Here is a 23,476-nt window from a genome sequence, read left to right as displayed (position 1 = left end):
GCCTTGGACTCAGCCACCGCATTCAGCCACCCCCGCGCGCTTGAGCTGGCGCGGCAAACCTTTGACATCGAGGCGCAGGCGCTGCGCGAGGTGCGCGACAGCCTGGGCGAGGCCTTCACCGCCGCCGTCGGCGCCATGCTGAACACCCGCGGCCGCGTGGTGGTCATGGGCATGGGCAAGAGCGGCCATGTGGGCCGCAAGATCGCCGCCACGCTGGCCTCCACCGGCACGCCCGCCTTCTTCGTCCACCCGGGCGAAGCCAGCCATGGCGACCTGGGCATGGTGCAGCCCGGCGATGTGGTGCTGGCCATCTCCAACTCGGGCGAGAGCGACGAGATCAACGCCGTGCTGCCCGCGCTGCGCCGGCTGGACGTGACCCTGGTGGGCATGACCGGCAAGCCGCAGTCCACGCTGGCGCGCCACGCCGACATCGCGCTGCTGTGCGCTGTCGGCCAGGAAGCCTGCCCGCTGAACCTGGCGCCCACCGCCAGCACCACCGCGCAGATGGCGCTGGGCGATGCGCTGGCCGTGGCGCTGCTGGATGCGCGGGGTTTTCGCGAGCGCGATTTCGCGCAGTCCCACCCCGGCGGCTCGCTGGGCCGCAAGCTGCTGATGCATGTGCGCGACCTGATGCGCAGCGGCGATGCCGTGCCGCGCGTCGCGCCCGACGCCAGCTTCTCCGAGCTGATGCACGAGATGACCCGCAAGGGCCTGGGCGCCACCGCGGTGGTCGACGGCCCGCAGCTGCTGGGCATCTTCACCGACGGCGACCTGCGCCGCCTGATCGAGACCGGCGCCGACCTGCGCGCCCTCAAGGCCACCGAGGTCATGCACGCCAACCCGCGGCGCGTGCGCGCCGACGCGCTGGCCGTGGACGCCGCTGCGCTGATGGAGCAGCACCGCGTGAACTGCCTGCTGGTGGTGGATGACGATGGCGCGCTGGTCGGCGCGATCAACACCAACGACCTGCTGCGCGCCAAGGTGATCTGATGTCCACCCCCACGCTCGCTGCGCTCGCTGCCCCCCGAGGGGGCGCTGGCCTTTCTTGGGGCGGCCCGGCGAAAGGCCAGACCGCATGATCACGCCGCAGCTGACGTTCCCAGCCGAGCTGCTGCTCAAGGCCCAGGGCCCGAACCTGGGCATGAAGGCCGCCATCTTTGATGTCGACGGCGTGCTCACCGACGGCCGGCTCTACATCGGCGAGAGCGGCGAGCAGTTCAAGGCCTTCAGCACGCTGGACGGCCATGGCCTGAAGCTGCTGGCGCGCGCCGGCATCACGCCGCTGGTGATCACCGGCCGCGACTCGCCAGCGGTGCGCCGCCGCGTGGCCGACCTGGGCCTGACGCACGCCGTCTTCGGCGCCGAGGACAAGCTGACCGCCGCCACGCCGCTGCTGGCCACGCTGGGCGTGGACTGGCCCGAGGTGGCCGCGATCGGCGACGACTGGCCCGACCTGCCGCTGCTCACCCGCGCCGGCTTGGCCTGCGCGCCGGCCAACGCCCACGCCGAGGTGCGCGCGGTGGCCCACCACGTCACCACGCGCGCTGGCGGCGACGGCGCCGCGCGCGAGTTCTGTGACCTGCTGCTGATGGCCGCCGGCCACTACGCGCGGCTGCTTGACGGCCACCTGGCCACACTGGACGGGCGTTGAAGCCGGTCAGCGCCGAACTCCACCTGCCCGACCTGCCCGAGGTGCCGGTGGCGATCGGCCCTGAGCCGGCGCCCTACCGGCCCGTGCAGCTGCCCTGGACGGAGCGCCTGCGCCAGGCCCTGCTGAACTACCTGCCACTGGCGCTGATGGTGCTGGCGGCCCTGCTCAGCTGGTGGCTGGTGCGCAGCGCGCCGCGCCCCGACACCGCCACCGCCCCCGGCGCGGTGCGCCACGAGGCCGATTACCAGCTCGAGCGCTTCCAGCTGCAGCGCTACGACGCCGAAGGCCGCCCCACGGTGCGCCTGGAAGGCGACAAGCTGCGCCACTACCCCGACACCGACGAGCACGAGATCGACGCCGTGCGCCTGTGGCTGACCGGCACCGACGGCCGCCAGACCGAGGCCACCGCGCGCCAGGCGGTGGTCGACGGCGACGGCCAGCGCGTGCGCCTGGCCGGCGACGTGCAGGTGCGCTCGCAGGCCGGCGACGAGCCGCCTCTGTGGTTTGAAGGCCAGCAGCTGCTGGTGCTGGTGCCCGAGCGCCAGTTGCGCACCGAGCAGCCGGTGCGGGTGCGCCAGGGCCACAGCGAATTCACCGCCGCCGCGCTGGTCTTCGACGAGCCGCGCCGCACGCTGCAGCTGCAGGGCCGGCTGCGGGCCACCCTGACCCCCGACAAGAGCACCCGCCGATGAGCGACGCCGCCCCGCTGGTTTTCATCACCGGCGCCTCCAGCGGCATCGGCCAGGCGCTGGCGGCACGCTATGCCGCCGCCGGCTGGCGGCTGGCGCTGGTGGCCCGCCGCACCGAGGCGATCGCCGCCTGGGCCGCCACTGCCGGCCTGCCGGCCGAGCGCTGGCAGGCCTATGCGGCCGATGTGCAGGACGTGGACAGCATCGTCGGCGCCGGCCAGCGCTGCCTGGCCACCCAGGGCCTGCCGCAGGTGGTGATCGCCAACGCCGGCATCAGCGTGGGCATGGACACCGCCGAGCGCGCCGACCTGGACGTGCTGCGCGAGACCCTGGCCACCAACAACCTGGGCCTGGCCGCCACCTTCCACCCCTTCCTGGCGGACATGCGCGCGGCGCGCCGCGGCACGCTGGTGGGCATCGCCAGCGTGGCCGCCATCCGCGGCCTGCCCGGCCATGGCGCCTACTGCGCCAGCAAGGCCGGCGTGGTGGCCTACTGCGAGAGCCTGCGCGGCGAATGCCGGGGCTCGGGCGTGCGCGTGGTGACGCTGCTGCCGGGCTATATCGCCACGCCGCTGACGGCCGGCAACACCTACCCGATGCCCTTTCTGATGGCCCCCGAGGTGTTTGCCGACCGCGCCTTCCGGGCGATCGACGCCGGGGACAGCTACCGCGTCATCCCGTGGCCCATGGGCGTGGTCGCCAAGCTGCTGCGCCTGCTGCCCAACCCGCTGTTCGACCGCCTGCTGGCCGGACGCGGACGCAAGAAGCGGCGCGTGCCCTGAAACGGCCCCTGACAACGAAAAAAGGCACGGTCTTCACCGTGCCTTCTTCATGATGCGGGGCAGGCGCCCCGCGGCAGATCAGTAGCCGTAGCCGCCGTCGCCGCCACGGCCACCGCCGTAGCCGCCGCGGCCACCGCCGCCGCCGCCACCACCGTAGCCGCCGCGGCCACCGCCGCCGCCGCCACCGTAGGGGCTGCGGCCACCGCCGCCACCACCACCGCCGTAGGGGCTGCGACCACCGCCGCCGCCACCACCGCCGTAGCCACCACCGCCGCCGCCACCACCGTAGCCGCCGCCGCCACCGCCGCTGCGGAAGCCGCCCGGACGCTCTTCACGGGGACGGGCCTCGTTGACGACGATCGAGCGGCCTTCCAGCGGCTGACCGTTCATGCCGTTGATCGCGGCCTGGGCTTCGGCATCCGAGCCCATTTCAACGAAACCAAAGCCCTTGGAACGGCCGGTTTCGCGGTCCATCATGACCTTCGCAGAGGTCACCGAACCAAAGGCGGCAAAGGCTTGTTGCAGCGCGTCATCACGCACGCTGTAGGCCAGGTTGCCAACGTAAAGCTTGTTTCCCATGGGGGAAGCTCCTCAACTAACGCAAAAGACCATGTGGAGCTTCAACCCAGCGTGAACCATCAAGCGAAGGTGCCGCGTCCAGACACAGCAGACAGCAGTTCCCGCGAGAGTCCGCGGCCTGCGCGGGCATTATGAGCACAGATCGGCGCGTGACGTAAAGCACGTTTGTCTCCGAGTGTTGCATTTTGGCCCACGAGAATAGGGGGATGTCGCGCCCCCGCATCGCCAGCCTGGTGCCCAGCCTGACCGAACTGGTCTGCACGCTGGGTCTGCGCAGCGCCCTGGTCGCCCGCACCGGCTTTTGCATCCACCCCGGCGACCTGGCCGAGGTGCCCAAGGTGGGTGGCACCAAGGACGTGCATCTGGAGCGGCTGCGGGCGCTCCGCCCCACGCACGTCCTGGTCAATGTGGACGAAAACCGCCTGGAGACCGTGCAGGCGCTGCGCGACTTCGTGCCCGAGGTGATCATCACCCACCCCTGCGCGCCCGAGGACAACCTGGCGCTGTACGCCCAGTTCGCCCAGGTCTTTGGCGACCAGCCTGGCGTGCGCGACGCCGCTGCGCGCCTGGCCGACGCGCTGCACACCGAGCTGGACGCCACGCGCCCCGGCCGCCTCCCGGTGGAGTCGGTCTGGGTGCCGATCTGGCGCGAGCCCTGGATGACCGTGGCGCGCGACACCTACATCTCGCGTCTGCTGGCCAGGCTGGACTGGACCACCCTGCCCGGCCAGCTCGGCGGCCCCACCGGCGCCGCGCGCTACCCGGTGATGACCGGCACCGAGCCCTGGCTGGCCACGGTGCGCCGCGTGCTGCTGCCCAGCGAGCCCTACCGCTTCGACGAGCGCCACCTGGCCGAGGTGCAGGCGCTGTGCCCGCAGGCCCGGGTGCGGCTGGTGGATGGCGAATGGCTCAGCTGGTACGGCCCGCGCGCCGCCCAGGCGCTGCGCCACCTGCGCGCCTTGCGTGAAAGCCCCTGAGGGCGCGATGCGCGGCGCAGCCACAATCGCGCCATGGACCTGCTCAAGCCGCTGATCGCGCTGCTGGCGATCGTCAACCCAATCGGCGTGGTGCCCTTCTTCATCCATTTCACCCAGGCGATGGACCGCACCCAGCGCCGCCGCACCATCCAGGTCAGCGCCACCACCGCCTTCGCGGTGATCGCCATCAGCGGCCTGGCCGGGCTGAAGATCATCGAGTTCTTCGGCATCTCGATCGCCTCGTTCCAGGTGGGTGGCGGCCTGCTGCTGCTGGTCTCGTCGATCCACATGCTCAACGCCCAACCCGCCGAAGGCCGCAAGGATGACGTCGACGAAGGCCAGGCCAAGGCCGACGCCGGCGCCTCGATCGCCGTGGTGCCGCTGACCGTGCCGCTGCTGACCGGCCCGGCCACCATCTCCACCATGGTCATCTACGCCGAGAAGACCCGCACCTTCTGGGAGCACGCGGTGCTGGTGGGCTACGGCGTGGTGATCGGCCTGGCCACCTTCATCGTCTTCTCGGCCTCGGGCCGCATCGCCAAGGTGCTGGGCTCCACCGGCATCAATGTGATGACCCGGCTGATGGGCCTGATCCTGGCCGCCATGGCGGTGGAGCTGCTGGCCGACGGCCTGGTCAAGCTGTTCCCGATCCTGGCGGCGCACGTGCCGAACTGACATCCCGATGGACCACGACATCCCCACCTACGACCACATCGTCATTGGCGCCGGCACCGCCGGCTGCCTGCTGGCCAACCGCCTGTCGGCCGACCCGAAGCGCCGCGTGCTGCTGATCGAGGCCGGCGGCCACGACGACTACGCCTGGATCCACATCCCCGTGGGTTACCTCTACTGCATCGGCAACCCGCGCACCGACTGGCTCTACCAGACCGACGCCGACCCGGGCCTCAACGGCCGCCGGCTGCGCTACCCGCGCGGCAAGGTGCTGGGCGGCTGCTCCAGCATCAACGGCATGATCTACATGCGCGGCCAGAGCCGCGACTACGACGCCTGGGCGCAGGACTGCGGCGACGCCAACTGGCGCTGGGAGCACTGCCTGCCCTACTTCCTGAAGCACGAGGACCACTGGAAGGGCGCCAACGCGCTGCACGCCGCCCCCGGCTTCGACCCCACCGGCGCACGTGCCGGCGGCGAGTGGCGGGTGGAGAAGCAGCGCCTGTCCTGGGAGATCCTGGACGCCTTTGCCGCCGCCGCGCAGCAGGCTGGCATCCCCGCCACCGACGACTTCAACCGCGGCAGCAACGAGGGCGTGGGCTACTTCGAGGTCAACCAGCGTTCGGGCCTGCGCTGGAACGCCAGCAAGGCCTTTCTGCGGCCGGTGATCGGCCGGCCCAACCTGCAACTGTGGACCGGCGCCACCGTGCAGCGCCTGCTGCTGGAGCGCGGTGTCGACGGCGCGCTGCGCGCCAGCGGCGTGGAGTGCCGGCCGGTCAACGGTGGCGAGCCGGTGATCGCCCACTGCCGCGGCGAAGTGGTGATGGCCGCCGGCGCGGTGGGCACGCCGGCCATCCTGCAGCGCAGCGGCATCGGCCCGGCGCCGCTGTTGCAGCGCCTGGGCATCCCGGTCCAGCAGGACCTGCCCGGCGTGGGCGGCAACCTGCAGGACCACCTGCAGATCCGCGCGGTCTTCAAGGTGCAGGGCGTGACCACCCTCAACACCCTGGCCGCCACGCCCTGGGGCAAGGCCAAGATCGGCCTGGAGTACCTGCTGCGCCGCAGCGGCCCGATGAGCATGGCGCCCTCGCAGCTGGGCGCCTTCACCCGCTCCTCGCCCGACCACGCCTGGCCGAACGTGGAGTACCACGTGCAGCCGCTGTCGCTGGATGCGTTTGGCGAGCCGCTGCACCGCTTCAATGCCTTCACCGCCAGCGTCTGCAACCTCAACCCCACGTCGCGCGGGCGCATCGACATCACCAGCCCCGAGGCCGAGGTGGCACCCTCCATCCTGGCCAACTACCTGAGCACCCCCGAAGACCGCCAGGTGGCCGCCGATTCCCTGCGGCTGACCCGCCGCATCGCCGCCCAGCCGGCGCTGGCCAAGTACCGCCCCGAGGAATGGAAGCCCGGTGTGCAGTACCAGAGCGACGCCGACCTGGCCCGGCTGGCCGGCGACATCGGCACCACCATCTTCCACCCGGTGGGCACCTGCGCGATGGGCCGCGACGACGACCCCGCCGCGGTGGTGGACAGCCGGCTGCGGGTGCGCGGCGTGGCCGGGCTGCGGGTGGCCGACGCCAGCGTGATGCCGCGCATCACCAGCGGCAACACCAACTCGCCCACGCTGATGATTGCCGAGCGGGCCGCCGAGTGGCTGCGGGCCGGGCCACAGTGAGTGTCTCCTAACGGGGGGTTTGCCCCGATGCGCACCATCCCGGGGCCCCATTACAGTGCGGTCACTCTCTGCCCTGTCTCCCAGGAGACAGGCTGCTTGAGGGGGTCCGAGGAGACAAACCGGGCCGATAACCAGAATGCATCGAGCCCAGCGGGGGCCCTATCCGGACACCGCCCGCTGAACTTGCCACGTTGTTGAGCAAAAATGCCAAAGGGCGCCAGTTACCACTGGCGCCCTTTTGCTTTGCTCGCCCGCCCATGTTTGAACTGCTGTTCGCCGCCGCCGCCTCGCTGCTGGGCGGCTTTGTGGATGCCATCGTCGGTGGTGGTGGCCTGGTGCTGCTGCCCGCACTGTTCGCCGCCTATCCCGCCGCCGCGCCGGCCACGCTGGCCGGCACCAACAAGGGCGCGGCCGTCTGGGGCACGGCCTGGGCCGCGCAGCAGTATGCGCGGCGGGTGTCGATGAACTGGGGCACGCTGCTGCCCGCCGCCACGCTGGCTTTTGGTGGCAGCCTGGCGGGCGCCTGGCTGCTCACGCAGATCGACGGTTCAGGCCTGCGCAAGGCCTTGCCCTTTGTGCTGGGCGCCATCCTGCTGTACACGCTGGCCAAGAAGGACCTGGGCCGCGCCCACGCGCCGCTGCATGCGCCGCAGCGCGAGGCGCTGCTGGGCGGCAGCATCGGCGCCGTGATCGGTCTGTACGACGGCTTCTTCGGCCCCGGCACCGGCAGCTTCCTGGTGTTTGCCTTCGTGCGGCTGCTGGGCTATGACTTCCTGCATGCCTCGGCCGCCGCCAAGCTGCTGAACGTGGCCACCAATGTGGCGGCGCTGGCGCTGTTCGGCTGGAAGGGCCATGTGTGGTGGCACATCGCTGCGGTGCTGGCGCTGGCCAACATCGCCGGCAGCCTGCTGGGCACCCGGCTGGCGCTGAAGCACGGTGCCGGCTTCGTGCGCGGCGTGTTCATCGTGGTGGTGGGCGCACTGATCGCCAAGACCGCCTGGGATGCTCAGCTGCTGTAGAGCTGTTCCGGCCGCGCCATCAGCAGCCAGCTGGTGACGATGTACTTGTCGCCCGAGACCGGCGTGCGCCCGCGGTGGGTGTGGGTGAAGTAGGCCGGCGCGATCACCATGCGCCCGGCGCGCGGCTGCACCGAGCGGCGCTGGTAGTAGAAGTCGGTCTCACCGCCCTCGTCCACGTCGTTGAGGTAGACCATCCACAGCAGCGTGCGGTGCACCGCCTCGTGGCCGGGCTCGGGGTAGACCTCGCAGTGCCAGTAGTTGTAGTTGCCCCGCCCGGCGTCGTACTTCTGCAGCTGCACGCCGCCGATGCGGAACACCGCGCCCATCAGCTCGCCAGCGATCGGCGCGCCCACCTCGTCGAAGTTGTCGTGGCCCAGCAGCACCGGCTCGCCGGTGGCAGGGTGGCGCACGGTGAGCGTCACCGGGGCGATCAGCGCGAAGTGGTGCTGACGCAGGTAGTCACGCAGGTGCTGGCGCACGGTCTGCAGCAAGTCCTGCAGCGGCGCCTGCCAGTCGGCGTGCTGGCCCAGGTGCAGGTCGGTGGAGATCTTCTTGGCCGTGTCCACCCCGGCGCCGGTGCGCCCCGGGTGGCGGTGCGGGCTGGCCTCGAAGCGCTCGATCAGGGCGCGGCAGAAGGCCGGATCGAGCGCGTGGTCGATCACCGCGATGAAGTCGGTGGGCGGATCGGTGGGACAGGAATCAGCCATGGCGCGATGGTGCCTCAAGTGCGGGACGCACCCTCCCCAGTCCCGCTCTTGACAGGCGTCGGCACTGGGCGAAGATCAAGCCTCGGCGCCATTGCGCCCAGGGAGACCACGCATGCTCAGCGACCCGATAGCCGCCTTTGACGCCATCCATGTCATCTCCGACATCCACATGGGCGGCAAACCCGGCTTCCAGATCCTGCGCGAAGTGCCCCGCCTGGCCGGCTTCATTGATTGGCTGCGCACCGAGCGCCAGGGTCAGCGCCTGGCCCTGGTGCTCAATGGCGACGTGGTCGACACGCTGGCCGAGGAGATCGAGGGCTATGTGGCGATCAACGACGCGCTGCCCACGCTGCAGCGCATCGTCGAGGGCCCGTCCTTCGGCACCGTCTGGCAGGCCCTGGCGGCCTTTGTGAAGACCGAGGGCCGCCACCTGGTGGTGGTGATCGGCAACCACGACATCGAGGTGGCGCTGCCGCCGGTGCAGCGCTACCTGCTGCAGGTGCTGGCCGGCGGTGACCTGGCGGCGCGCGCGCGGGTGGAGTTCTCCACCACCGGCGGCGGCTGGACCTGCCTGGTGGGTGGCGCGCGGGTGTACTGCACCCACGGCAACGAGGTGGACGCCTGGAACTTCAACCGCTATGAAGACCTGGCCCGCGCCGGCCGCCGGCTCAACGCCGGCCAGCGCCTGGAGCCGTCGGAGTGGACGCCCAACGCCGGCACCCGCATGGTCAAGGACGTGATGAACAGCGTGAAGAAGCAGTACCCGTGGATCGATCTGCTCAAGCCCGAAACCCAGGCCGCGGTGGGCACGCTGCTGGTGATGGCGCCCGAGAAGATGAACCAGCTGGGCGATCTGTTGGGCATCGTCGGCGTGAAGACCGCGGGCGAGTACCAGGCGCCCAGGCGCCTGTCGGCCGGGGATGCACCGGCCGCCGCGCCTGCCAGCCAGACGCTGGAGCAGTTGCTGGGCCCGAACCTGCGCCAGGCGCCCGCGCGCGACACCGCCCAGGACATGCTGTCCGCCGCCGAAGACCAATACGCCACCGCCGCGCCCACCGGCGTCCCGACAGGCCAGCTGGGCACCGCCGGCCTGGTCTGGGACCGCCTGACCGGCTGGATCCGCGGCATCGACAAGCCCGAGGCGCTGCGCCGCGCGCTGCTGGACTGGCTCAAGGGCGACAAGACCTTTGACTTCGTCGACCGCGACACCACCTGCACCGATGTGCTCAAGGCCGTGGGCGCCGACGTGGACATCATCATCACCGGCCACACCCACCTGGCGCGGGCCATCGACCTGGGCGCCGGGCGCATGTACTTCAACAGCGGCACCTGGATCCGGCTGATGCGCTTCACCGAGGCCATGCTGCGCAGCGAGGCTTCGTTCCGCGCGGTCTGGGAGGTGCTGGAGAAGGGGGCGATGAGCGACCTGGATCAAGCGAGCTTCGGCGCCGAGAAGCTGGTGCTGGACAGGACCACCGCGATCGAGGTCTCGGTCGATCAGGACGGGAAGCAGGTGGTCGGCCAGTTGGTGCAGATCAACGGCGATGGCCGCCAGCCCGGCAAGGCACTGAAGACCTACACGAGGGCCGTCGCATGAGCCAGGACAAGGCCGACAGCCGCTGCGCCGCCTCGCGCCATGCAGCCACCCGCGTGCACCCCTTCAAGCTGGAACTGCTGCGCCAGGGTCCGGCGCACAACCAGCTGTTGTCGCCGATCACGCCCTACCTGGCGCTCAGCGGCAACGCGCCGCCGCAGACGCTGTACTTTCCGTTCGAGCACCGGCAACTGCTGTCGCGCCTGGGCCGGCTGCGCCAGGCCGACCGCGATATGCCGCCGATGGAGCGCGAAGCCGTGCTGCGCGACCTGGGCGAGCCGCTGGGCCAGGTGCTGGGCACGGTGCCCTCGCTGTACGCCGCAATGACCCGCGACGACGAGCCGCTGCTGCATGTGCAACTGGCGCTGTCGGCGCTGGAGCTGTCGATGCTGCCCTTCGAGGCGGTGGTGGCCCCCGATCACTTCCCTGGCGGCAACAAGCCGATGCTGCTGCATTCACCCATGGTGGTCACGCGCGAGGTGCGGCGCTCGCAGCGCGCCGCGGTGCGCTGGAACCGCGCGCCGAAGGTGCTGTTCGCCTTTGCCTCGCCTGGCGGTCTGGCGCCGGTGCCGGCGCAGGACCACCTCAATGCACTGCGCCGGGCGATCGAGCCGCTGGTGCGGCGCAGCACCGAGACCGACCCCGAGAAGAACAAGAAGGAACGCCTGCTCAAGGTGGGTGAGCTGCTGCACGTGCTGCCCAATGCCAGCCTGCGCTCGCTCACCGAGGCCTGCCGCAGCCAGTCCTTCACCCACGTCCACATCCTGGCCCACGGCCTGCCGATCCAGATGGCCGGTGGCGACCGCTACGGCATGGCCCTGTGCCGCGACGGCGAACCGCTGACACTGGCCACCGTGGACGCCGCGCAGCTGGTGGGCGCACTGCGCGGCGGCATTGACGCCGACGACGGCTGCATGCCCACGCTGGTCAGCCTGGCCACCTGCGATTCGGGCGCGGTCGATTCGGTGCTGATGCCTGGCGGCAGCCTGGCCCACGAGCTGCACGAAGCCGGCGTGCCCTGGGTGGTGGCCTCGCAGTTCCCCCTGTGGATGGATGCGTCGGTGCTGTTGGCCGAGTCGCTGTATGCCGGCGTGCTGGTGGGCCACGACCCGCGCCGCGTGCTGCTGGAGGTGCGGCGTCGCCTGGCCGCCGAGGTGCCCGAGACCTTCGACTGGGCCAGCCTGGTGGCCTATGCCACCATTCCCTTCGACCTGGACCGCCAGGTGGCCGACTTCCGCGAGCGTCAGACGCGCGCGCTGCTGGAGGCCCGCTTCTCGATGATCGACGAGATGCTGGCCCTGGGCACCACCGGTGCCGAGCTGCGCGCGCGCATCGCGCCGCTGGCCGAGGACATCCGCGAGATGCTGCGGCGCCAGACCGCAGCCGCCGACCGTGTCGATGACAGCTTCAGCAGCGAGCGCGCGCGCCGCGCGCTGCGGGCCGAATGGCTGGGCATGACGGCCGCCAGCGAAAAGCGCCTGGGCATTGCCTACCAGCGCGTGGCCGATGCCGAGGCCGCGCAGAAAGGTGCAGACACCGCCGCCCCGGACCCGCGCGCTCAAGAGGCCTACCGGCGCGCCCGGGACCTCTACCTGGAGGCCTCGCGCGAGGAGCCGCACAACCACTGGGTCAGCACCCAGTACCTGTCGATGGGCGTCATCGCCGCGCGCGGCGACAAGGCCGCGCTGGCGGCCCTGGTCTCGGCCGGCAAGCTGCGCTGGGAGCTCACAACGCAGCTGGCCCGCCTTGAGCAGCTGAGCGCCAAGGGCAAGGACCTGGCCTGGGCCTGGGGCACGGTGGCCGAGCTGACCATGCTGGGCAGCGTCTATGCCGGTCGGCAGTTCCGCCAGGGCCAGGCCCAGAACACGATCACCGAGGCCTGCCAGGCGATCATCGCCTCGGCCGGCTCCGATCCGTTCCCGGTGCAATCCACCCGGCGCCAGTTCCAGCGCTACTGCGTGCAGTGGGCCGACGAGCGCTGGAGCGCGCTGGCCAAATTGGCGGTGGATCAGCTCAGCGCGGGCGGCTGAGCGTCAGCCGGCGCCAGGCTGGCCTGCAGCCAGCCCTCGAACGCCCGCAAGGCGCTGGAGGGCTCGCGCCCCAGTGGCCGCGTCAGCCAGTAGCGGCCCACGTCCACCGCTACGCCAAAGGGCTGCACCAACCGTCCCTCGGCCAGCTCGCGCCGGAACATGGCCGCCGGGGCCAGCGCCACGCCGCTGCCCAGCAGCGCCGCCTGCACCATCAGCACCGAGGAGTCGAACTGCGGACCGCGGGCGGCCAGCGGCTCGATACCGGCGGCGCGCGACCAGGCCGGCCAGTCCTCGGCGCGGTAGCTGCGCAGCAGCGTGCAGCGGCGCAGGTCGGCCGCTCGCGCCAGCGTGGCGGCCAGGGCCGGCGCGCACAAGGGGGTGAGCGGCGCAGCCTGCAGTGGCACGGCGTGGGTGCTGCGCCAGGCGCCGTCGCCAAAGCGGATCGCCGCGTCGATGGTTTCGGTGGCCAGGTCCAGCTTGTTGTTGTGGGTCTGCAGGCGCAGCTCGATGTGCGGGTGCTCGGCCTGGAACTGCGGCAGCCGCTCGAGCAGCCAGCCCTGGGCGTAGGTGCCCACCACGGCCACAGTCAGGCGCTCGGGCGGGGCGCGCTCGTCCAGCAGCTGCACCGCCTTGTCCAGCAGCGCAAAGGCCTGCTGCACCAGCGGCGCCAGGCGCGCGCCCTCGTCGCTGAGCTGCAGGCCGCGCGCGGTGCGCAGGAACAGGCGCTGGCCGATCTGCGCCTCCAGCGCCTTGATCTGGTGGCTCACCGCGGCCTGGGTCACGCACAGCTCGTCGGCCGCGCGGGTGAAGTTCAGGTGCCGCGAGGCGGCCGCAAAGGCGTGCAGGTGGTTCAGCGACAGACGGGCCAGAGCCATGACAAATCCTCATGCCAGAGCCCAGCATTCGTCGCTGGGCAAAGGAAGCAAGCCTGCGAAGAATAGCGACACCGCCAACCCGAAGGATGAGTGAAGCTATGGAGACCACCCGCCGCCACTGGATCAGCACCCTGCTCGCCACGCTGGCCGCACCCGCGCTGGGCGCCGTGCCGGACGCGCTCGCCGCGCTGGAGCGCCGCCAGGGCGGGCGCCTGGGCGTGGCGCTGCAGGATCTGGCCGGTGGGCCGGGTCTGGCGCACCGCGCCGACGAGCGCTTCGCGCTGTGCTCCACCTTCAAGCTGTGGCTGGCCGCGGCCACGCTGGCGCAGGTGGATGCCGGCCGCTGGCGGCTGGATGAGCGCCTGCACTGGGACGCGGCCGACGCCGTGCCCCACATGCCGGTGGTGGCCACGCAGGACCCGCGCGCCGGCATGACCCTGGCCGCGCTGGCCGAGGCCGCGCAGTGCCACAGCGACAACCTGGCCGCCAACCTGCTGCTGCGCCACCTGGGCGGGCCGCAGGCGCTGACCGCCTGGCTGCGCACGCAGGGCGACCACGTCACCCGCCTGGACCGGCCCGAGCCGGCGATGAACCAGGTCCGTGCCGGTGACGAGCAGGACACCACCACGCCGGCCGCCATCGCCGCCAACCTGGTTCGCTTGCTGCGCGGCGACATGCTGGGTGCCGCCAGCCGCGAGCGCCTGCTGGGCTGGATGCGCGCCACGCGCACCGGTCAGCGCCGCCTGCGCGCCGGCCTGCCGGCGGGCTGGACGGCCGGCGACAAGACCGGCACCGGCCTGGACGACGGCCTGCCCGACCGCATCAATGACGTGGCCATCGTCTGGCCTCCCGGCGGCCGCGCCCCGCGCGTGGTGGCAGCCTATTACGAAGGCCCGCTGCGCGGCAGCCGCCGCGTGCGGCCGCAGGACGAGGCGGTGCTGGCGGCGGTGGGCCGGCTGGTGGCGCGCTGACGCCCTGGCCGTGGTGCCCACCGGCGCGTGATCAGCCCCGCGGGGGTTGCTCGTCGGCCGACCAGGCCATTGCCAGCAGCGCCTTGAGCTGCGCCAGGTTGGCCGCACCCATGTGCCGCACCAGCCGGGCCTCGATGCGCTGCAGCTCCTGCTCGGCTGAGCGCGCCATCGCGCGCCCCTTGTCGGTGTAGGCCAGCAGCTTGACGCGGGCGTCATCGGGGCTGTCGATGAAGGCCACATAGCCCAGCGCCGCGGCCTCCAGCGCCAGCTTGTGCACCGCCTGGCGACTCACGCCCAGGCGGCGCGCCAGATCGCTCAGGCCCAGCGGGCGCGTGGCCAGCAGCGGGAACAGGCGGGCCATCGCCGGCGTGATGTCGCCGTAGCCGTTGTGAGCGGCGCGCTCGTACAGGCGCTCCTCCAGCCAGTCGGTGCGGTGGCGCAGCAGTTGCCGCAGGTAGGGCTGGGGTCGGGGCATCGCGCGATTTTGATCGAAGCGCAGGCTAGGTGTTTTCCCATGATCTGCGGCAAACGTCAACACCGGTTGACGAATAAGGCCTATGCTCGCGCCGCTCCCGCACACCGTCTCCACGCCGCACGATGTCGACGCCGCCGCACCACCGCCACTGGCCTCCGGGCGTGCCGTTCACGATCGAGGTGCCCGACGAGTCGCTGTGGGACGGCCTGGCGCGCCGCGCCACCGCCACGCCCGACGAGCCGGGCCTGTTCTTCCTGGGCAGCGCCTTCACCTGGGGCGCACTGGCGCGCGATGCACGCCACCTGGCCGGTGCACTGCAGCGCCTGGGCCTGGGTGCCGGTGACCGGGTGCTGTTGTTCAGCCAGAACTGCCCGCAGTTCGTGGTGGCCTTCCATGCCGTGCTGGCGGCCGGTGGTGTGGTGGTGCCGGTCAACCCGATGAACAAGGCCGACGAGCTGGAGCACTACCTCCGTGACACCGGCGCGCGCCACGCCATCGCCTCGTCCGACATTGCCGCCGAGCTGGGCCGGGCCACTGCCGCCTGCCCGGGCCTGGCGCACCTGGTGGTGTTCGATCTGGCCGATGCGCTGCCGACCCACACGACCGGCGACGACTGGCCCGCCACCTGGCGCGCCTGGCTGCCGCAGCGCCATCCGCTGCCCGCCGCCGGCGCCGCGGCGGTGCATGTCTGGTCCGCGCTGCTGGCCCGGGCCATCGAGCCGGCGCTGGTGCCGCGCCGGGGCGACGACCTGGCCCTGCTGCCCTACACCAGCGGCACCACCGGCCACGCCAAGGGCTGCATGCACACCCACGCCACGCTGCTGCACAACGCGCTGGGTTCGGTGCGCTGGCAGGACATGCGGCCGTGCGACACCCACCTGATCGTCGCGCCGATGTTCCACATCACCGGCCTGGTGGTGGGCCTGCTGGCCGGCCTGCACAGTGGCGGCCGGCTGGTGGTGCTGCCGCGCTGGGACCGCCGCGTGGCCGCGCGCGCCATCGGCGAGCACCGCGTCACGCACTGGGCCAACATCCCGACCATGGTCATCGACCTGCTCTCGGGCGACGACCTCGACCAGTACCAGCTGGGCAGCCTGCGCTACATCGGCGGCGGCGGCGCCTCGATGCCCGACGCCGTGGGCGAGCGACTGCAAGCGCAGTTTGGCCTGCGCTATGTCGAAGGCTACGGCCTGACCGAGACCGCCGCGCCCACCCACTGCAACCCGATGCATGCGCCGCGCCTGCGCTGCCTGGGCATCCCGTTCATCGGCACCAGCGCGCTGGTGGTCGACCCCGACACGCTGGCGCCGCTGCCCGACGGCCAGGCCGGTGAGATCGTCGTGCGCGGCCCGCAGCTCTTCAAAGGCTACTGGGCCAACGAGCGCGCCACCGCGGCGGCCTTCGTGGAGATCGACGGCCAGCGCTGGTTTCGCACCGGCGACCTGGGCACGCGGGATGCCGACGGCTACTACACCATCGCCGACCGCCTCAAGCGCATGATCAATGCCAGCGGCTTCAAGGTCTGGCCGGCCGAGGTCGAGTCGCTGCTGCTGCGCCACCCGGCCATCAAGGAGGCCTGCGTCATCGCCATGCGCGACGCCTACCGCGGCGAGTCGCCCAAGGCCCTGGTCGTGCTGCACGACGCCCAGCGCGGCCGGGTCACGCCCGAGGCCATCGTCGCCTGGGCGCGCGAGCACATGGCCGCCTACAAGGTCCCGCGCGAGGTGGCCCTGGTCGATGAGCTGCCCCGCACCGCCAGCGGCAAGGTGCTGTGGCGGCGCGCGCAGGCGGCCCAGGACGCGCTCGAGGTCAGCCGCTGATGTCACCCACACCCCCCCCAGGAGACACCACATGAACACCCCCCGCCCCCTGGTCCGCCTGATGCTGGCCGCGCTGACCCTGAGCGGCAGCGCGGCGCAGGCCGACATCACCATCGGCGTGTCGCTGCCGCTGACCGGCGCGGCCTCGTCGCTGGGCATCCCGATGGCCAACCAGATCAAGCTCTTTCCCGAGCAGATCGGCGGCGAGAAGCTGAAGATCGTCATCGCCGACGACGCCACCGACCCGGCCAAGGGCGCGCAGAACGCCAAGCGCTTCACCGAGGAGGGCGCCGACCTGGTGGTGGGCAGCGTGGTCACGCCCATCGCCGCCGCGATGGCCCAGCACCTCAACGAGGCGCAGGTGCCGCAGTACGCGCTGGGGCCGTTTGCCAACCTGCCCGGCAAGGACGGCTGGTCCTTCCGCATGGTTCACGCGCCTGAGCTGATGGCGCAGGCGGTGATGGCCCACCTGAGGAAATCCGGCGTCAAGACCCTGGGCTTCCTGGGCTACGCCGACGCCTACGGCGAAGGCTGGCTGACCGAGATGAACAAGCTGCTGGCCCAGCCCGGCGCGCCAACACTGGTGGCCGTGGAGCGCTTCGCCCGCACCGACAGCAGCGTGGCCGCCCAGGCGCTGAAGCTGGCCAGCACCACCCCCGATGCGATCCTGGTGGTGGCCTCCGGCGGCGGCGCGGCCCTGCCGCAGCGCGCGCTGGCCGAGCGCGCCTACAAGGGCCGCATCTACCAGACCCATGCTGCCGCCAGCCGCGACTTCCTGCGCCTGGCCGGCAAGGACGCCGAGGGCGCCTACGTGGTGGCCGCGCCCGGCATCGTGCCTGAGCAACTGCCCGCCGGCCATGTCTCGAAGCCGCTGGCGCAGGACTTCGTCAAGGGCTACGAGGGTGCCTACGGTGCCGGCACGCGGGCCATCTACTCGGCCAGCGTGTATGACGTGCAGCTGGTGCTGCAGATGGTCATCCCCAAGGCGCTGAAGCTGGGCAAGCCTGGCACGCCGGCTTTCCGCACCGCGCTGCGCGACCTCACCGAGCAACTGGGTCCGCAGCCGGTGGCCAACGGCGTGCTCAACTTCTCCAAGGACAACCACTGGGCCTACGGCCCGGCCAGCCCGGTGATGCTGCGGGTGGCGGGTGGCGACTGGAAGGTCGATTGAGCCGGTGACAATCACGGGCGATGACCGCGCCCGTGCTGCTCCGCCTGATCGACCTCGGCCTCGGCCCGCTGCGCGGGCTGAACGCGGCCTTGCCACCTGGCCTGAGCGCCATCACCGGCGGCGAAGGCTGCGGCAAGACGCTGCTGCTGCGCCTGCTGGCCGGCGAGCTGGCGCCGGCGCAGGGCCGGATCGAGCGCCAGCAGGGGCCGGTCTGGTACGCGCCCACCGACGACCCCGCCGACGATGCCGTGGTCGCCGCCGATTGGCTGGCGGCCCGCCGCCCGCACCACGCCCGCTGGGACCAGGCACTGGCCGACAACCTGGCCGACGCGCTGGACCTGGCCCAGCACCTGCCCAAGCCGCTGTACATGCTGTCGCGCGGCAGCCGCCGCAAGCTGGGCCTGCTGGGCGCTGCGGCCAGCGGCGCCGAGCTGGTGCTGCTCGACCAGCCCTGGGCGGCGCTGGACGCACGCTCCTGCCGCCTGGTCGATGAGCTGCTGACGGAGGCCGCCGACAGCCCCCGCAGCGCCTGGGTGGTGGCCGACTACGCCCTGCCGCCGGCCCTGGCCGATCTGCCGCTGGCCGCCCACATCGCGCTGGGCGACTGAGCCCACTCCCCCGTTTGCAGGTGTGCAGAGATCACACCTGGCGGGGCGTCTTGCGTCCTCGGCATTTGGTTATGCAAGATGTGCATGGATGCCCATTCCCCTGAAATTACCGCGTCGTTACACTCAAAAGACGACCCTGCGCCCGGGCAACCCCGGGTGGCGCAGGGGCGGCTGGGCCGGATCGATGTAACCCGTCGGTACCTGGTTCGGAGGCCTGAGTCCGCCCTGCGGAAACAGCGCCAGGCATTGGGCGAGCTTCCTGGTGGCGGCACCCACGGATGCGCTGCCAAGGGGGCTCGCCCAATGCCTTTTTTGTCTTTTCAACCTTGGAGCCCCCGATGAACCGTCCCCTGACGCCCGAGCTGCGTGCCAAAGCGCCCGCCTACGTGAAGAACGCCCGCCTGATCGAATGGGTGGGCCAGATCGCCGCGCTGACCGAGGCCGCCGATGTCTACTGGTGCGACGGCACCCAGGAAGAATACGACCGCCTGTGCCAGCTGCTGGTGGACGCCGGCAGCTTCAAGAAGCTGGCCAAGCGCCCGGGCAGCTACCTGGCCGTGACCGACCCGTCCGACGTGGCCCGCGTGGAAGACCGCACCTACATCTGCTCGCAGAAGAAGGAAGACGCCGGCCCCACCAACAACTGGATGGACCCGGCCGAGATGCGCACGCTGCTGCAAACCGGCGACAAGGCCCTGTTCAAGGGCTGCATGAAGGGCCGCACGCTGTACGTGATCCCGTTCAGCATGGGCCCGCTGGGCTCGCCGATCGCCCACATCGGTGTGGAGCTGTCGGACTCGGCCTACGTGGCCGTGAACATGAAGCTGATGACCCGCATGGGCCGCGCCGTGATCGACCTGCTGGGCACCGACGGCGACTTCGTCCCCTGCGTGCACACCGTCGGCGCGCCGCTGGCTGAAGGCGCCAAGGACACCACCGCCTGGCCCTGCAACCCCACCGTCAAGTACATCGTCCACTACCCCGAGACGCAAGAGATCTGGTCCTACGGCTCGGGCTACGGCGGCAACGCGCTGCTGGGCAAGAAGTGCTTTGCGCTGCGCATCGCCAGCACCATGGGCCGCCAGCAGGGCTGGCTGGCCGAGCACATGCTGATCCTGGGCGTGACCAACCCGCAGGGCAAGAAGTACCACGTCGCCGCCGCCTTCCCCAGCGCCTGCGGCAAGACCAACTTCGCCATGCTGATCCCGCCGGCCGCGCTGGGCGGCTGGACCGTCACCACCATCGGTGACGACATCGCCTGGATCAAGCCGGGCGCCGACGGCAAGCTCTACGCCATCAACCCCGAAGCCGGCTACTTCGGCGTGGCCCCGGGCACCAACTTCAAGACCAACCCCAACTGCATGAAGTCGGTGGAGCGCGACACCATCTTCACCAACGTCGCCCTCACCGACGACGGCGATGTGTGGTGGGAAGGCATGGACGGCGAGCCGCCCGCCCACGCCATCGACTGGCAGGGCAAGGACTGGACGCCGCAGATCGCCAAGGAAACCGGCGCCAAGGCCGCCCACCCGAACTCGCGCTTCACCGTGGCCGCCACCAACAACCCCGCGCTGGACCCGGCCTGGGACGACGCCAAGGGCGTGGCGATTGATGCCTTCATCTTCGGCGGCCGCCGCAGCACCACCGTGCCGCTGGTGACCGAGGCCCGCAACTGGATGGAAGGCGTCTACATGGCCGCCACCATGGGCTCCGAGACCACCGCCGCCGCCTTTGGCGCGCAAGGCGTGGTGCGCCGCGACCCGTTCGCCATGCTGCCCTTCTGCGGCTACAACATGGCCGACTACTTCCAGCACTGGCTGGACATGGAGCACAAGCTGCAGGGCGAGGGCAAGAGCCTGCCCAAGATCTTCTGCGTCAACTGGTTCCGCAAGGGCGCCGACGGCAAGTTCGTCTGGCCGGGCTACGGCGACAACGCCCGCGTGCTGAAGTGGATGATCGAGCGCGTGGAAGGCACTGGCCAGGGCGAAGGCCACTTCTTCGGCATCAGCCCGCGCTACGAAGACCTGGACTGGACCGGCCTGGACTTCAGCAAGGCCCAGTTCGACAGCATCATCGACGCCGACCCCACCGCCTGGCAGGCCGAGCTGAAGCTGCACGAGGAGCTGTTCACCACGCTGGCCTACCACCTGCCCGCCGAGCTGACCGCCACCAAGCAGAAGATGGAAGCGGCGCTGGCGAAGTAAGCCACAACAACCCCGCACAACAGGCCGCTCATCAGCGGCCTGTTGTTCTTTCGGGGGTGATCAGGGCACCCGGCGCGCCGCACGGTCCTGCTGCGGCGCGCGCCGCTGTGGCGGTGCGGCCTGAGCGGCACGCGCGGCCGCGGGCGGCGAGCCCGCCCCCAGGTCCTTGTACATCACCACCCGGGGCGCGATGACGTAGGTGCCGCCATCGGTATAGGTCCAGGTGTCGTCCTCCATCACCCATTGAAACCGGCCCTTGCGGGCCAGCGGCGTCCAATGCCGCACGCTCTGGTAGCTGCGATGGTTGCGGGTGAGGGTCACCCGCTCATCGGCCAGCCCCCAGCTCAGGGGCTGAACGAAGTCATCGCGGTAGAAATAGCGCACGCCCGTCTGGTCGGGGTACAGCCGGTACTCCATGAAGGCGTAGTCCCAGGACAGGCGCCAGTTGCGCGACACACCGCTGGCACCGCCCCAGCTGGGTGCCGCATCGGCCATCACCATCTCGGACTTGCTGACCCAGGCCGGCTGGCCGTCCACCATGTCGGCCACCAACCAGGTCTCGGCACCGGTCTTGCCGTCGGTGGCCACGCGCAGGAAACCGCGCGGACCCGACGGCAGTGACACCACCATCCACCCATCCGGGTGGGTGCTGCGCGCATAGGTCTGGCCCGAGCGTTCAAAGTGCACATGCCGCCGGTCCGGAAAGCTGACCACCTCCTGCGCCAGCTGCCACAGCGCAGCGCCGTTCAGCGACGCCTCCTGCGGGCCGGCCAGCCGCCGGCCCTTCTTCAGATCGGACATGCCCGGCGCCAGCGCCATGGCCAGGTGCGACATCGTGTAGCCCGGCTCGTCCTCGGAGCCGATGGGTTCGGTCTGGCCCGCGTCGCAGCCCGTCAAGAATTGACGCCGACCCACCGTGTTGACACGGGAGGTGCCCTGACTGACATCCCCGCTGTCGATTCCGATCAGGAAGATGTCGGTCTCATCGCGCACCAAGGCCTGATTGCCGCAGCTGTCGAACACATAGCCTTCAGACGCAAATGGCGGATCCACCACCAGACGCCGCCGCGCACCCACCACCGTGTAGCTGCCCTGGCGCGCGCCCGACTCGTTGACCAATAACGCGGTCTGGCTGTCGGTATCCCAGCGCACCACCTGGCCACCCAGGTAGCCCAGCCAAGGGGTGAAGTAAGCCGTGTGCTCAGTGGCGGCCACAGCGGGCAGCGACACACCGAGCAGCACAGCGGCCAGCGACCCACCGGCGGTACGCCGTTTGAAGTGAGAGGACATCAAGGACTCCAGAGTTCAGTAACGCGAAACATCCTGCCCGGCCGCTGCGGGCTGGACATCCTCAGTTCGAATGAGGTCTCGGGCCACGGCGTGTTCGACACACCCGGCCGATGAGCCCGCGCCATCCAGTTGAACGCCTTCCCCCCTTTTGGGGGGGGCGCATCAGCCCTGCTCGCCGCTGTGATCGGCCTAAGATCGCTGCACAAACGCCAGGGAGAACAAGGCGGTGGGTCAGCACGAGCGGCTGTACAAGATCCGGCATCTGCTGGACGCAGGGCGATGCGTCACGCCCGCGCAACTGCACACCCTGCTGGAGGTGTCTCGCTCCACGATCAACCGCGACATCCACGCGCTGCGCCACCGGATGAACGCGCCGATCGAATGGAACCTCGCCGATTTCAAGCGCCACTGCACATGCGCATCGCCATCACGACGGGCGGCTGGCTTCTGTCACCCCTATAGAGCGCGGCGGATTGGGCTCCACTGGCCCCAGTGACCGTGAAGCGTGCGCGTTACCACAGCGGACCTCGCAGACCGCACTAACCCACCGATGCGGAGCGCGAGGCCCTGCGCAATGCACGTTGAAGTACACGCACCTGTAAATCCATCCAGATCACGCCATGAGCCAGTGGGCACCTAACCTGAAGACAACGAAAGGATTTGGGAGTCAATCATGGACTCGCTCATGGCCGGCGATTTGAAATGCATCCTGCACTCCAAACGGGCCAACATCTACTACCTGGAGCACTGTCGGCTTCTCGTCAACGGCGGGCGGGTCGAATACATCACCGAGCAGGGTAAGGGATCGGCGTACTGGAATATTCCAATCGCCAACACGACCACCGTACTGCTAGGTACCGGTACATCAGTCACGCAGGCAGCAATGCGCGAACTGGCCAAGGCAGGGGTGATGCTAGGTTTTTGTGGCGGTGGCGGAACACCACTGTTCGCCGCTACAGATTCGTCCCTGGAAGTGGCCTGGGTGTCACCCCAGAGCGAGTACCGGCCGACAGAGTACCTGCAGCATTGGGTCCGTTTCTGGTTTGACGACGCATTGCGGCTTGGCGCGGCCAAGGCATTCCAGAGGGCGCGGCTAATGCGTCTGCAACAACATTGGGCGGGGAGCAAGACCTTGCGCCAACAGCGATTCAAGCCCGACCTCGACGCCTTGGCTGCCGCCATTCAGGCCGCGCTCCCCGGCATCGCAGCAGCACAAGACACCATGACACTGCTCACCGAGGAAGCTCGGATGAGCAAACAGCTCTATCGCCTGGCGAGCCTGGCCACTGGCTACGGCGAGTTCACACGCGCCAAGCGTGGTGACAGCACCGACGCGGCCAACAGGTTTCTGGACCACGGCAACTACCTGGCCTACGGTCTGGGCGCCACTGCCACCTGGGTACTGGGTCTCCCCCATGGGCTGGCCGTGTTGCACGGCAAGACGCGGCGTGGGGGACTGGTCTTCGACGTGGCGGATCTGATCAAGGATGCGGTCATCTTGCCGCAGGCCTTCGTCTCGGCGATGCAAGGTCACAGTGAGCAGGAGTTCCGGCAGACCTGCATCGAAACCCTCACCCGAAGTGAAGCACTCGACTTCATGATCGACACGGTCAAGGCGACTGCAGAGACCTTTGGTCGGCGGGCTCAGGACCCCGTCAACCCGGTCGCCGACGAAGGCGCCTAG

General features: G+C 70.4%; 22 protein-coding genes. 17 read left to right on the top strand and 5 right to left on the bottom strand.

Annotated elements, in window-relative coordinates:
- The first annotated feature begins 3 nt into the window (after window positions 1-3).
- The 4 genes from KAK06_RS12810 (at window position 4) to KAK06_RS12795 (ending at window position 3,122) form a co-directional block, all read left to right on the top strand.
- Entirely contained in the window at window positions 4-990 is a 987-nt protein-coding gene (locus KAK06_RS12810) for a KpsF/GutQ family sugar-phosphate isomerase (RefSeq protein WP_247652832.1), read from the top strand.
- 85 nt (window positions 991-1,075) lie between these two features.
- The gene (locus KAK06_RS12805; RefSeq protein WP_210802503.1) at window positions 1,076-1,651 is read left to right on the top strand and encodes a KdsC family phosphatase; all 576 of its coding nucleotides are present in this window, start codon (window positions 1,076-1,078) and stop codon (window positions 1,649-1,651) included.
- On the top strand, window positions 1,648-2,343 hold the full coding sequence (gene lptC / locus KAK06_RS12800; RefSeq protein ID WP_210802502.1) for an LPS export ABC transporter periplasmic protein LptC: 696 nt from the start codon (window positions 1,648-1,650) through the stop codon (window positions 2,341-2,343). Before KAK06_RS12805 ends, lptC begins: the two co-directional genes overlap by 4 nt.
- Window positions 2,340-3,122: an SDR family oxidoreductase gene (locus KAK06_RS12795; protein WP_210802501.1), complete on the top strand. Its 783-nt coding sequence runs from the start codon at window positions 2,340-2,342 to the stop codon at window positions 3,120-3,122. Before lptC ends, KAK06_RS12795 begins: the two co-directional genes overlap by 4 nt.
- Before the next feature lie 78 nt (window positions 3,123-3,200).
- On the opposite strand, the gene rbp is transcribed toward KAK06_RS12795, so the two are convergent.
- Window positions 3,201-3,701 carry an RNA-binding regulator gene (gene rbp, locus KAK06_RS12790; protein WP_210802500.1) on the bottom strand — a complete coding sequence of 167 codons (501 nt, stop codon included), beginning with the start codon at window positions 3,699-3,701 and terminating at the stop codon, window positions 3,201-3,203.
- Between the two features lie 206 nt (window positions 3,702-3,907).
- Here rbp and KAK06_RS12785 point away from each other — a divergent pair, with 206 nt between their 5' ends.
- From KAK06_RS12785 to KAK06_RS12770, 4 genes are all read left to right on the top strand, one after another.
- The gene (locus KAK06_RS12785) at window positions 3,908-4,678 is read left to right on the top strand and encodes a helical backbone metal receptor (RefSeq protein ID WP_210802499.1); all 771 of its coding nucleotides are present in this window, start codon (window positions 3,908-3,910) and stop codon (window positions 4,676-4,678) included.
- A 33-nt stretch (window positions 4,679-4,711) separates the two neighbouring features.
- Window positions 4,712-5,353, top strand: a complete 642-nt coding sequence (locus KAK06_RS12780) for a MarC family protein (protein ID WP_210802498.1) — start codon at window positions 4,712-4,714, stop codon at window positions 5,351-5,353.
- A gap of 7 nt (window positions 5,354-5,360) precedes the next feature.
- Complete coding sequence (locus tag KAK06_RS12775) at window positions 5,361-7,028, top strand: GMC family oxidoreductase (RefSeq protein ID WP_210802497.1); 1,668 nt, start codon at window positions 5,361-5,363, stop codon at window positions 7,026-7,028.
- Window positions 7,029-7,285: 257 nt separating this feature from the next.
- A complete protein-coding gene (locus tag KAK06_RS12770; protein ID WP_210802496.1) occupies window positions 7,286-8,047 on the top strand; it encodes a sulfite exporter TauE/SafE family protein in 762 nt (253 codons plus the stop codon).
- On the opposite strand, the gene KAK06_RS12765 is transcribed toward KAK06_RS12770, so the two are convergent.
- Window positions 8,035-8,754 (bottom strand): 2OG-Fe(II) oxygenase, encoded by a 720-nt coding sequence (locus KAK06_RS12765; protein WP_210802495.1) that lies wholly within the window; start codon window positions 8,752-8,754, stop codon window positions 8,035-8,037. The two genes, KAK06_RS12770 and KAK06_RS12765, sit on opposite strands and share 13 nt — an antisense overlap.
- 112 nt (window positions 8,755-8,866) lie before the next feature.
- Here KAK06_RS12765 and KAK06_RS12760 point away from each other — a divergent pair, with 112 nt between their 5' ends.
- Both KAK06_RS12760 and KAK06_RS12755 read left to right on the top strand, forming a co-directional pair.
- Window positions 8,867-10,351, top strand: coding sequence for a metallophosphoesterase (locus KAK06_RS12760; protein WP_210802494.1), 1,485 nt, complete (start codon window positions 8,867-8,869; stop codon window positions 10,349-10,351).
- Window positions 10,348-12,378 (top strand): CHAT domain-containing protein, encoded by a 2,031-nt coding sequence (locus KAK06_RS12755; RefSeq protein WP_210802493.1) that lies wholly within the window; start codon window positions 10,348-10,350, stop codon window positions 12,376-12,378. Before KAK06_RS12760 ends, KAK06_RS12755 begins: the two co-directional genes overlap by 4 nt.
- On the opposite strand, the gene KAK06_RS12750 is transcribed toward KAK06_RS12755, so the two are convergent.
- Complete coding sequence (locus tag KAK06_RS12750) at window positions 12,357-13,253, bottom strand: LysR family transcriptional regulator (RefSeq protein WP_210802492.1); 897 nt, start codon at window positions 13,251-13,253, stop codon at window positions 12,357-12,359. The genes KAK06_RS12755 and KAK06_RS12750 overlap by 22 nt on opposite strands.
- 98 nt (window positions 13,254-13,351) lie before the next feature.
- Here KAK06_RS12750 and bla point away from each other — a divergent pair, with 98 nt between their 5' ends.
- Window positions 13,352-14,224 carry a class A beta-lactamase gene (gene bla, locus KAK06_RS12745; protein ID WP_210802491.1) on the top strand — a complete coding sequence of 291 codons (873 nt, stop codon included), beginning with the start codon at window positions 13,352-13,354 and terminating at the stop codon, window positions 14,222-14,224.
- A 31-nt stretch (window positions 14,225-14,255) separates the two neighbouring features.
- Here bla and KAK06_RS12740 read toward each other — a convergent pair whose 3' ends face one another.
- Window positions 14,256-14,699: a MarR family winged helix-turn-helix transcriptional regulator gene (locus KAK06_RS12740; RefSeq protein ID WP_210802490.1), complete on the bottom strand. Its 444-nt coding sequence runs from the start codon at window positions 14,697-14,699 to the stop codon at window positions 14,256-14,258.
- A gap of 122 nt (window positions 14,700-14,821) precedes the next feature.
- Here KAK06_RS12740 and KAK06_RS12735 point away from each other — a divergent pair, with 122 nt between their 5' ends.
- From KAK06_RS12735 to KAK06_RS12720, 4 genes are all read left to right on the top strand, one after another.
- Entirely contained in the window at window positions 14,822-16,519 is a 1,698-nt protein-coding gene (locus KAK06_RS12735) for a long-chain-fatty-acid--CoA ligase (protein ID WP_210802489.1), read from the top strand.
- 31 nt (window positions 16,520-16,550) lie between these two features.
- Entirely contained in the window at window positions 16,551-17,690 is a 1,140-nt protein-coding gene (locus KAK06_RS12730; RefSeq protein ID WP_210802488.1) for an ABC transporter substrate-binding protein, read from the top strand.
- 20 nt (window positions 17,691-17,710) lie between these two features.
- Window positions 17,711-18,298, top strand: a complete 588-nt coding sequence (locus KAK06_RS12725; protein WP_210802487.1) for an ABC transporter ATP-binding protein — start codon at window positions 17,711-17,713, stop codon at window positions 18,296-18,298.
- 338 nt (window positions 18,299-18,636) lie between these two features.
- On the top strand, window positions 18,637-20,502 hold the full coding sequence (locus KAK06_RS12720) for a phosphoenolpyruvate carboxykinase (GTP) (protein WP_210802486.1): 1,866 nt from the start codon (window positions 18,637-18,639) through the stop codon (window positions 20,500-20,502).
- Window positions 20,503-20,562: 60 nt separating this feature from the next.
- Here KAK06_RS12720 and KAK06_RS12715 read toward each other — a convergent pair whose 3' ends face one another.
- Window positions 20,563-21,792, bottom strand: coding sequence for a hypothetical protein (locus KAK06_RS12715; protein ID WP_210802485.1), 1,230 nt, complete (start codon window positions 21,790-21,792; stop codon window positions 20,563-20,565).
- Window positions 21,793-22,018: 226 nt separating this feature from the next.
- Between KAK06_RS12715 and KAK06_RS12710 the strand changes: the two genes are divergently transcribed.
- Entirely contained in the window at window positions 22,019-22,288 is a 270-nt protein-coding gene (locus tag KAK06_RS12710) for an HTH domain-containing protein (protein WP_210802484.1), read from the top strand.
- A 177-nt stretch (window positions 22,289-22,465) separates the two neighbouring features.
- A complete protein-coding gene (cas1f, locus tag KAK06_RS12705) occupies window positions 22,466-23,476 on the top strand; it encodes a type I-F CRISPR-associated endonuclease Cas1f (protein ID WP_210802483.1) in 1,011 nt (336 codons plus the stop codon).

Origin of the sequence: Ideonella aquatica (assembly GCF_018069755.1) — a bacterium.
Classification (GTDB): Bacteria; Pseudomonadota; Gammaproteobacteria; order Burkholderiales; family Burkholderiaceae_C; genus Ideonella; species Ideonella aquatica.
The sequence above is the reverse complement of the archived record's forward strand: the minus strand, read 5'-3'. Positions and strand labels throughout refer to the sequence as shown.